A 227-nucleotide genomic window follows, 5' to 3' on the forward strand; every position below is an offset into this window, starting at 1 on the left:
AATGGTTTGATTTGGTTGTTGTCTTCATCAAACCCTTTCTCAATACCTTTCTCTTTCATGTAGAGCGTATCCCTTTCAAGGTCTTTTTCTGAGTTTTCCAGCATCGATGGAAATTGATGCTGCTCAAATAGACCGCTCAACATGATGTAGAGTTCATCCGCCTGTGAAAATTTAGCCTGGTACTCAAGGTTAAGTCGATTGATATCCCATAACTTTTGCTCAAGGCT

General features: G+C 40.1%; 1 pseudogene. It reads right to left on the reverse strand.

What is annotated here, in order from left to right:
* Positions 1 to 227, reverse strand: a pseudogene (locus A142_RS15060) (DUF2913 family protein); the annotation flags it as partial.

The organism is Vibrio splendidus 12E03 (assembly GCF_000272105.2).
In the GTDB taxonomy this organism is placed as follows: Bacteria; Pseudomonadota; Gammaproteobacteria; order Enterobacterales; family Vibrionaceae; genus Vibrio; species Vibrio splendidus_I.